This is a genomic window from Bradyrhizobium sp. AT1 (genome assembly GCF_001590795.1).
Taxonomy (GTDB): Bacteria; Pseudomonadota; Alphaproteobacteria; order Rhizobiales; family Xanthobacteraceae; genus Bradyrhizobium.
Genome location: NZ_JXDL01000001.1, coordinates 2,745,631 through 2,755,343 on the forward strand (window position 1 = coordinate 2,745,631; position 9,713 = coordinate 2,755,343).

Genomic DNA, 9,713 nt, shown 5'->3' on the forward strand with positions numbered 1-9,713 from the left:
GGTTCACCTCTGCGAGGCGCCTGCGGGATGATGTGGAGGCGCTTACGACGCCGCCAGCGATTCCTCGACCAGTTTGACCCAATACGACGTGCCGTAGACGATCGCCTCGTCGTTGAAATTGTAGGCGGGGTGATGCAGGCCGGCGCTGTCGCCGTTGCCGCAGAAGATGAAGGCGCCGGGCCGCGCTTCCAGCATATAGGCGAAGTCCTCGCCGCCCATCAGCGGCGGCATCTCGTGCACATTGGCTTCGCCTGCGACTTGGCTGGCGATGCGGCGCGCCACCTCGGTCTCCGCGGCGTGGTTGTTCACGACGGGATAATTGCGATGATAGCGCAGGTCGATCTTGGCGCCGGTGATCTGCGCCACGCCCGCCACCACCTCGTGCACGCGCTTCTCGACCAGCTTGCGCACCTCGGGCGAGAGCGTGCGGATGGTGCCCTTCAGCGTCGCGGTCTGCGGAATCACGTTGCGGGCATTGCCGGCGTGGAATTCGCAGATCGAGATCACCGCCGATTCCAGGGGATCGACGCTGCGCGCGACGATCGACTGCAGCGCCGTGATCACCTGCGCGCCGACCAGCACGGAATCAATGCATTTGTGCGGACGCGCGGCATGGCCGCCGAGGCCTTCGATGTTGATGTCGACCTCGTCGGTCGCCGCCATGATCGGACCGGGCCGGATCGCGAACGAGCCGATCGGGATGCCCGGGCCGTTGTGCATGCCGTAGACCTGCTCGATGCCGAAGCGCTCCATCAGGCCGTCCTTGACCATGGCCGCGCCGCCGGCGCCGCCCTCCTCGGCGGGCTGGAAGATCACGATCGCATCGCCGGCGAAGTTGCGGGTTTCAGCGAGGTAACGGGCTGCTCCGAGCAACATCGCGGTGTGGCCGTCATGGCCGCAGGCGTGCATCTTGCCCGGGGTCTTGGAGGCGTAAGGCAGGTTGGTCTGCTCGTCGACCGGCAGCGCGTCCATGTCGGCACGCATACCGATCACCTTGAGCCCCTCGCCGGCCGGCTTGCTGCCCTTGATCACGCCGACCACGCCGGTCTGGCCGAGGCCGGTCACGACCTCGTCGCAGCCGAACTCGCGCAGCCGGTCGGCGACGAATGCTGCAGTGCGGTGCACGTCATAAAGCAGCTCCGGATGCTCATGGATGTCCCGGCGCCAGGCCTGAATATCGGGTTGGAGGTCGGCGACGCGGTTCACGATGGGCATGGAGGCTCTCGAGCTTTGTGTAGAATATGGGACTGTCTACCATGCAAGCAGCAGTCCACCCAACTGCCCGCGATTGGGGTCTAGCCCTGCCCAGCCGGCATGGCCGGGCTTGTCCCGATCCTCTGCGTCTGCCTATTAGGAGGGAACGCCAAGTGACCATCCGGGTGGAAGCAGAATGCCGAGACGGCTCGAAGGTGAGTTTGACTACATTATCGTCGGAGCCGGCACAGCCGGCTGCATTCTTGCCAATCGGCTTTCGGCCGATCCGAGAAACCGCGTCCTCATCCTCGAAGCCGGTGGCGACGACAATTGGATCTGGTTCCACATCCCGGTCGGCTATCTCTTCGCAATCGGCAACCCGCGCTCGGACTGGATGTTCAAGACCGAGTTCGAGCCGGGCCTGAATGGTCGTTCGCTCGCCTACCCCCGCGGCAAGGTGATCGGCGGCTGCTCGGCGATCAACGCCATGATCTCGATGCGCGGCCAGGCCGCCGACTACGATCATTGGCGCCAACTCGGCATGACCGGCTGGGGCTATGACGACGTGCTGCCGATGTTCAAGCGTCTGGAAGATCACTTCCTCGGCGCCAGCGAGCATCATGGCGCCGGCGGCGGCTGGCGTATCGAGGCGCCGCGGCTGTCCTGGGACGTTCTCGATGCCGTTGGGGACGCCGCCGAGGAGATGGGCATCAAGCGCATCCCTGATTTCAACACCGGCGACAACGAAGGCACCAGTTATTTCCACGTTAACCAGAAGCGCGGCCGGCGCTGGTCCTCTGCGCGCGGCTTCCTCAAGCCCGCGCTGAATCGTCCGAACCTGCGGCTCGAGAAGCATGTGCTGGTCGACCGTCTCATCATCGAGCAGGGCCGCGCTGTGGGCGTGCGCTTCATCCAGAACGGCGAGATCATCGAGGCGCGCGCAAAACGCGAGGTGGTGCTTTCGGCAGGCTCCATCGGCTCGGTGCAGGTGCTGCATCGCTCCGGCATTGGACCTGCCGATTGGCTGTCGCCGCTCGGCATTGACATCGTCATGGACAAGCCCGGCGTTGGCCGAAATTTACAGGACCATCTGCAGCAACGCGCGATCTACAAGGTCGAGGGCGTGCGCACGCTGAACGAGACCTATTACAATCTGTTCCGCCGCGGCCTGATGGGTCTTGATTACGCCTTCCGCCGCCGCGGCCCGCTGACCATGGCGCCCTCGCAGCTCGGCATCTTCACGCGCTCGGATGCGACGCGCGCCCGCGCCAACATCCAGTTCCACGTGCAGCCGCTGTCGCTCGACAAGTTCGGCGATCCCCTGCACCGCTTCCCCGCCATCACCGTCAGCGCCTGCAATCTGCAGCCGACCTCGCGCGGCACCGTGCGGCTGCGCTCGGCGAGCCCCGACGAGAAACCGATCATTGCGCCGAACTACCTCTCCACCGACGACGACCGCCAGGTTGGCGCCGACGCCATCCGCACCACGCGCCGCCTGATGCAGCAGAAGGCGCTCGCCAAGTATCGCCCGAGCGAATACCTGCCCGGCCCCACCGTCGGCGACGACGATGCCTCGCTCGCCAAGGCCGCCGGCGACATCGGCACCACGATCTTCCACCCCGTCGGCACCGCGAAGATGGGCGCGGTGAGCGATCCCATGGCAGTGGTGGACGAGCGGCTGCGCTTCTACGGCCTCGACGGCCTGCGCATCGTCGACGCCTCGATCATGCCGACCATCACGTCGGGCAACACCAACACGCCGACGGCGATGATAGCGGAGAAGGGCGCGACGATGATCCTGGAGGATGCGAAGTAGCATCACGTCCTCATGATCTCCCCGCACCGCTTTTCCATCGGCCCGGGCGATGCTGGGATCGCCATGCTGCAATGGGGCGAGAGCGGCAAGCCGCCTGCCCTCCTCGTGCACGGCACCGGTTTCGTCGCCGCCGTCTGGGACGAGGTCGCACGCGAGCTTGCCTCGACCTACACCGTCTATGCGCTCGACCGCCGCGGCCACGGCGCCAGCCACAAGCCCGGCGCCTATCATTTCCTTGATTACGCCGATGACGTTTGCCGGGTGGTCAATGCGCTCGAACTGCGCGACGTCTACGGCGTCGGCCACAGCGCAGGTGCGACCGATCTCCTGCTCGCCGCAAAACTGCTGCCGGGACGTTTCACCCGCTTGTTTGTGATGGAGCCAACAGTGATGGACCCGCGCGCGGCCCGCGCCGGCGGATTGAACGAGGAATCCCTCGCCCGCGTGGAAGGCACGCTGCGCCGACGCGCCGAGTTCGACAGTGCTGAGGCCGTCTACGAGCGCTACCGCGTAGCGCCAGCGTTTGCGGATTGGACCGAGACCTCACTCCGCGCCTATGTGCGTCACGGCTTCGTGTCGCTCGACGATGGGCGAGTGCGGCTCTGCTGCACGCCCGAGATCGAGACCGCGATCCTGCATCCGATCTACGAGGCGATGGAGCAGGTCTATGTCGGCGATGCCCGCGGCAATCCATTCGGCTGGCTCACCGAAATCGACTGCCCTGTGCGCGTCACGACCGCTGCGAAGTCGGGGCCGATCTACTGGGAGATGACCCGGCGCGCCGTCTCGCTGATTCCTCGCGTCAGCACGCTGGTCTTCGAAGGGGCCGGGCATTGTGTGGCGCAGGAAGTGCCGGGGGCTGTGGTGGATGCGGTCAGGGAATTCGCAAGATAGGTCTCGTGCCCCGGACGCGGCGCAGCACCATAAGCGCGTTCACGCGCGTCTTCGACGCGCTATGGTGATGCGCTGCTGAGCCGGGGCCCATCTCACGGCGCGCAATGCAGCTTGCTGGGTCGCGGCTCTGCGCAGCAACGCTCCGCGTTGCAGCGCGTCCGGGACACGAGATCGTCCTCCTCACGAAAACGTCATCCCATCCGGGAATAAGTTTCCCTCTCCCCCAATCACCTCCCCGACGCCCAATTCCGGGCGAAGTGGAGATGCGCGATGAGCGGACACGATCACGGGGACGACGGCGTCAGCCGCCGCAAGGTGCTGGAGTGCATGACCTGGGCCGGCACCGGGGTGCTCTGGACCGTCACGGGCGGCGTGCCGCGTTCGCTCGGGATCATTGATTCCGCACAGGCTGCGACGGCAGCTGCACCCGGCATGAGCTTCCTGCAGATCAGCGACAGCCATGTCGGCTTCGACAAGCCGGCCAATCCCAACGCGCTCGGCACGCTGGAAGAGGCAGTCAACAAGATCAACGCGATGCCGGCCAAGCCCTCTTTCATGATCCACACCGGCGACATCACGCATCTGTCGAAGGCCAGCGAGTTCGACAATGCCGAGCGCATCATCTCGCAGACCAAGCTCGACGTGCATTACGTGCCCGGCGAGCACGATTTCATTGACGAGGAGGTGAAGCTCTATCGCGAGCGCTACGGCCGCGGCACCAAGGGCCACGGCTGGTATTCGTTTGACGCCGGCGGCGTTCACTTCGTCGGCCTCGTCAACGTCGTCGACCTCAAGGCCGGCGGTCTCGGCAATCTCGGCGCCGAGCAGCTCGCCTGGCTCGAGGACGATCTGCGCGGCAAGTCGAAATCGACGCCGATCGTGCTGTTCGCACACATCCCGCTCTGGACCGTCTATCCGCAATGGGGCTGGGGCACCGAGGACGGCGGCCGCGCGCTGGAACAGGTGAAGGGCTTCGGCTCGGTCACCGTGCTGAACGGCCACATCCACCAGGTGATGCAGAAGGTCGAGGGCAACGTCACCTTCCACACCGCGCGCTCCACCGCCTTCCCGCAGCCTGCGCCGGGCACCGCTCCCTCGCCCGGTCCGATGAAGGTCGAGGACGCCAAGCTCCGCGGTATGCTCGGCGTCGCCAGCATCAACTTCAAGCAGAACGAGCAGCGGCTCGCGATCATCGACACGCCGCTCCAGGGCTGAGGTGGAAGCTGACAATGAAGACTCTCAACCGCCGCGACTTTGCTGCCGACCTTGGTCTCGCTCTGGCCGCGGCCGTCCTGTTGCCCGCAACAAGTGCCCGTGCCGACGACATGGAGGTCCATATCGACAATTTCGTTTTCCAGCCGGCCGAGCTCAAGATCAAGGTCGGCACCACCGTGACCTGGACCAACCGGGACGACATCCCGCACACCGTGGTGTCGGCCGGCAAGTTCAGGTCCAAGACCCTGGACACCGACGACAAGTTCACGTTCACCTTCACCAATGCGGGCGACTACAAATATTTTTGTTCGCTGCACCCGCACATGACGGGGATGATCAAGGTTGAGTAACGTCTCCAACCAAGGCATCAACGTCCTGCCCGGCCGGTGGTCCCACGCCGGCCGGGCTCGTGTGCCTTCCACCACACGCAGGGACGAAACGAAGCCGCAAGCACAACGAGAGGCAGAGCGAGGAGCGATGCCCGCCACCGACGATCTGCAGAAGGCACAACGCTTCCGCGAGGCGGCACTGCCTTATCTCGACGACGTCTACACGCTCGCGCGCTATCTCTTGCGCGACGCCTCCGACGCGGAAGACGCGGTGCAGGAGTGCTATCTGCGCGCGCTGAAGCATTTCGACAGCTATCGCGGCCCGGCCATGAAGCCCTGGCTGTTCGCGATCCTGCGCAACGTCTGCAACGCCGAATATGCGCGGCGCGCGCATCGGCCGAGCGCGATCGACGATACGCCCGGCGCCGCCGATCAGACGCCGATCTGGCAGGAGAGCGAGGCCAGCCCGGAAACCGAGGTGCTACGCAGCCGCGATGCCGGTGCGATCCGCAAGCTGATCGACGCGCTCGCCGAGCCGTTCAGGGAAACCTTCGTGCTGCGCGAGATCAATAATTTGTCCTATCGAGAAATCGCCGAGGCCGTCGGCGCCCCCGTCGGCACCGTGATGTCCCGCCTCGCCCGCGCCCGCGCCATGCTGCGCGCGGCCTGGACGGCGGAAGAGGAGCAAGCGAGATGACCTGCGACGAAGCAAGAATCCTGCTTCACGCGCTGCTCGACAACGAGCTCGATGCCGGCCATGCGCGCGAGGTCGAAGCCCATCTCGCGGCCTGCCCGGACTGCGCCGCGGAGTTCGCCGCACAGCGCGAGATGCAGCGCGTGCTCGCCGACACCAGTTTGCGCTACACCGCGCCGGCCAGCCTGCGCAGCCGGATCGAAGCCTCGCTGCCGCAGGCGCAGCGCCAGCAACCGAACCGCCGCTCTGTGCTGCGCGGCTTTGCGATGGGCTCGGCGGTCTCCGCAATGGCCGCAACAGGAATCGTCGCCTTGGTGCTGCGCCAGGACGACCAGCAGCGTATCCTGTCGGAGGTCGTCTCCGCGCATCTGCGCTCGCTCCAGGCCGGCCATCTCACCGATGTGGTCTCGACCGATCAACATACGGTCAAGCCGTGGTTCAACGGCAAGCTCGACGTCGCCCCGCCCGTGATCGATCTCACCGCGCAAGGTTTCACGCTGGTCGGCGGCCGGCTCGACTATATCGACGCCCGCGCCATCGGCGCGGTCGTCTACAAGCGGCGGCAACACGTCGTCAATCTGTTCGTGTCGCAGACGTCGAGCACCGAGCACCGGCCGCCGAAGACGCAGACCATGCAGGGCTTCAACTGCCGCCGCTGGGGCGAGCGCGGCCTGAACTTCTGGGCCGTCAGCGACATCGGCGCCGACGAGCTCGCCGAGTTCGTCGACAAGTTCGAGGCGGCGATGAAGGCGAATGTGGAGGGGTAGCTCCTGTAGCGGGCGAAGCTCCGCATCATGGGTCAGAGGTGATGCCTCTCACAGTCCTCGCGAGCGCAATCCGGCAGATTGCAGCTCCACTGGGAGGACAGACATGGTTTCGTCACTGATTATCTGCGCCACGTTCCCATCGATGTTCGCGGCGGGCTGCGCTGCCTTGCTGGCCTTCAAGGAGCGCAAGCAGTGGATCTGGTTCGCGCTGCTGTCGGTCATTGCCGGCTTTGCCGGTTTGCTCACGCTGAATATGCTTCACATCTGGGACTACGCCGGACGTTGCTGATCGGCGCAGTCGGCCAAATCAGGCCGACCGCCGCACAGCGCCGTCAACAAGCCTAAGGCGGCCCGATCAGAGCACCGTCCTGCACTAACGAGCTCTGGGCTCGCGCTGCCATTCGGGTTCGGGCGGGCAGTGGCGGAACAAGAAATACTGGGTTTGGTCGTCGGTCCTGCGGACGCCGAGCTCCGACGGAGAGATCACCTTGTACTTGGGGTCTCCGAGAATTGCGGATCTTGGGGTCCATTCTTCGTCCGCCGAACATCGCCGGAGACCGCAGAACCTTATCGCGTAGAGGGTCTCGGTCGCCCGATCGATCTGAAGACCAAATCGATCGACACAACTCCTCTTCCACGTACCGGAGAGATCGCTCTGAGCCTGCGCGGCATGGCTTCCGGCCAATACCGCCAGCGCCAAGGTCGTCACCCCGATGAAGCGCAGCGCAATCCGAGGCCGGGCTCGCTTGTCTTGAGAATCCCGGATTGCGCTGCGCTCCATCCGGGCTACAGCATCGTCTACGCCGACCTTCTCACCGCGTTGTCCACCAGCGTCTTGCCGAGCGACCAGATCGCGCCGGGGACCTTGTGGCTGCCGGCGATGACGTCGTCGAACGCCTTCTCGATCCAGCTGCAGTCTTCCTCGGTGATGGTCAGCGGCGGCAGTAGCTTGATGGTGTGGCTGCCGTGGCCGGCGACCTGGGTCAGGATCTTGTGATCCTTGAACAGCGGCACGGTGATGAGCTGGCAGAACAGGCCCTTGTTGGCCGCCTCCAGCACGTTCCAGGAGGCGCGCAACCGCAGCGATTTCGGCGGGCCGAACTCGACGCCGATCATCAGGCCCTTGCCGCGCACTTCCTTCATCAACTCATAGCCGGGCACCATGCGCGTCAGCGCCAGGCGCAGCTCGGCGCCGCGCTTGGCGGCGGACTCGATCAGCTTCTCGGACTCCATGACGTCGAGCGTTGCAATGCCCGCGGCCATGGCCAGGTCGTTCTTGGAGAAGGTGGAGCCGTGCACAACGGCGCGGTCCATCTGGTTGAAGATCTTGTCGAAGATGGCCTTGCGCGTCAGCACCGCACCGACCGGCACGTGGCCGCCGGACAGCGACTTCGACAGCAGCACCATGTCGGGCTCGACGTTCCAGTGCTCGACCGCGAGGAAGCGGCCGGTGCGGCCCATGCCGGTCTGGATTTCGTCGGCGACGAACAGCGTGCCGTATTTCTTGCAGAGCGCGGCCGCGCCGGGCAGGAACTCGTCGGTGGGCATGTTGACGCCCTTGCCCTGGATCGGCTCGACGACGAAGGCTGCGACCTCGCGCGAGGCCAAAGCCTTTTCGAGCGCGGCCAGATCGTTGAACGGGATCGAGGTACAGCCCGGCAGCAGCGGCTCGAAGCCCGTGCGGAAGTTCGAATCACCCGTCAGCGACAGCGCGCCATAGGTCAGGCCGTGATAGCCGCGCGCGCAATAGACGATGCCGGGACGGCCCGTCGCGCCGCGCGCAAATTTGATCGCGGCTTCGACGCATTCGGCGCCGGAATTGGCGAAGAACGCCTTGTCGAGATAGGGAACGTATTTCAGGAGCCGCTCGGCGAGCACGCCGGCGAGCACCGAGACGTCGAATTGGACGAGATTGGGCAGGTCGGCGTCGAGCACGCTCTTGAGCGCCTCGCGCATGACGGGATGGTTGCGCCCGATCGCAAACACGCCAAAGCCGGACAACAGGTCGAGATAGCGCGCGCCATCGCGATCGTACAGATACTGCCCCTGCCCCTTCTGGAAGCCGACATCGTAGCCGATGGTCTTGAGGACCCGAACGAACTGCTCGTTCAGATGCCGATTATGCAGGGCGCTACGCTGGGCCTGACGGTCCGCGAATAGCTGAGACATGTCTGGATTTGGACTGTGCATCCGCTACATACTTCGATTGAGGGCCGTTTCGTCAACTGAAAACGGACCGTTACTGAAAACGGTTTGTGCGGCCTTTTGCCCTTTTTCGGACCATCTTCGCAAGCACAGCTTTAGACCATGTTGCACTGCCGAGGAACTATCATGCGTTTGGCCCTTTACACCGGAATATTACTGGCTGGTGGTTACACCTGCCTGACTCCCGCGCTCGCTGCCGATCCCACCGGCGACTGGCGGGTCGCCGATGGCGTCGCCAACATTCGTGTCGCCCAATGCAATGGCAGCATGTGGGGCGCGGTTTCCTGGGAAAAACAGCCCGGTGGCCGCGACGAGAACAATCCGGACGCCTCGAAAAAGACCCGGCCGACGCTGGGCATGGCGACGCTGATCGACATGAAGAAGAAGCCCGGCGCCGATCAGTGGGAAGGGCAGGTCTACAACGCCAAGGACGGCCAGCTCTACAGCGCCACCATCACGCCTGTTGGCACCGACCAGCTCGAAATCAAGGGCTGCGTGATGGGCTTCCTCTGCGGCGGCGAGACCTGGACCCGGGTTGGCCCGCCGATCCCCTCGAGCACCGCCAATGCCATGGCCAAGGGCGCGCCCAAGGCCGCCGG

Annotated in this window: 10 protein-coding genes; 8 read left to right on the top strand and 2 right to left on the bottom strand. The window is 65.0% G+C overall.

Annotated elements, in window-relative coordinates; all coding sequences use genetic code 11:
- Window positions 1–42 precede the first annotated feature (42 nt).
- On the bottom strand, window positions 43–1,215 hold the full coding sequence (locus tag SE92_RS13035; protein WP_063196066.1) for a M20 aminoacylase family protein: 1,173 nt from the start codon (window positions 1,213–1,215) through the stop codon (window positions 43–45).
- A 175-nt stretch (window positions 1,216–1,390) separates the two neighbouring features.
- On the opposite strand from SE92_RS13035, the gene SE92_RS13040 reads away from it, so the two are divergent.
- The 7 genes from SE92_RS13040 to SE92_RS13070 all read left to right on the top strand — a co-directional run bounded on the left by SE92_RS13040 (window position 1,391) and on the right by SE92_RS13070 (window position 7,198).
- Window positions 1,391–3,010: a GMC family oxidoreductase gene (locus SE92_RS13040; protein ID WP_063196067.1), complete on the top strand. Its 1,620-nt coding sequence runs from the start codon at window positions 1,391–1,393 to the stop codon at window positions 3,008–3,010.
- A 12-nt stretch (window positions 3,011–3,022) separates the two neighbouring features.
- Complete coding sequence (locus tag SE92_RS13045; protein WP_063196068.1) at window positions 3,023–3,904, top strand: alpha/beta fold hydrolase; 882 nt, start codon at window positions 3,023–3,025, stop codon at window positions 3,902–3,904.
- A gap of 270 nt (window positions 3,905–4,174) precedes the next feature.
- Window positions 4,175–5,119 carry a metallophosphoesterase family protein gene (locus SE92_RS13050; protein WP_063196069.1) on the top strand — a complete coding sequence of 315 codons (945 nt, stop codon included), beginning with the start codon at window positions 4,175–4,177 and terminating at the stop codon, window positions 5,117–5,119.
- 14 nt (window positions 5,120–5,133) lie between these two features.
- The gene (locus tag SE92_RS13055; RefSeq protein WP_063196070.1) at window positions 5,134–5,469 is read left to right on the top strand and encodes a cupredoxin domain-containing protein; all 336 of its coding nucleotides are present in this window, start codon (window positions 5,134–5,136) and stop codon (window positions 5,467–5,469) included.
- 127 nt (window positions 5,470–5,596) lie between these two features.
- Entirely contained in the window at window positions 5,597–6,145 is a 549-nt protein-coding gene (locus SE92_RS13060) for a sigma-70 family RNA polymerase sigma factor (RefSeq protein ID WP_063196071.1), read from the top strand.
- Window positions 6,142–6,909 carry an anti-sigma factor family protein gene (locus tag SE92_RS13065; RefSeq protein WP_063196072.1) on the top strand — a complete coding sequence of 256 codons (768 nt, stop codon included), beginning with the start codon at window positions 6,142–6,144 and terminating at the stop codon, window positions 6,907–6,909. Before SE92_RS13060 ends, SE92_RS13065 begins: the two co-directional genes overlap by 4 nt.
- Before the next feature lie 103 nt (window positions 6,910–7,012).
- Complete coding sequence (locus tag SE92_RS13070) at window positions 7,013–7,198, top strand: hypothetical protein (protein ID WP_063196073.1); 186 nt, start codon at window positions 7,013–7,015, stop codon at window positions 7,196–7,198.
- 509 nt (window positions 7,199–7,707) lie between these two features.
- Here SE92_RS13070 and hpnO read toward each other — a convergent pair.
- The gene (gene hpnO, locus SE92_RS13080) at window positions 7,708–9,099 is read right to left on the bottom strand and encodes an aminobacteriohopanetriol synthase HpnO (protein ID WP_063196075.1); all 1,392 of its coding nucleotides are present in this window, start codon (window positions 9,097–9,099) and stop codon (window positions 7,708–7,710) included.
- A gap of 141 nt (window positions 9,100–9,240) precedes the next feature.
- On the opposite strand from hpnO, the gene SE92_RS13085 reads away from it, so the two are divergent.
- Window positions 9,241–9,713 (top strand): DUF2147 domain-containing protein (locus tag SE92_RS13085; RefSeq protein WP_063203499.1); only part of this gene is annotated, 473 nt, incomplete at its 3' end.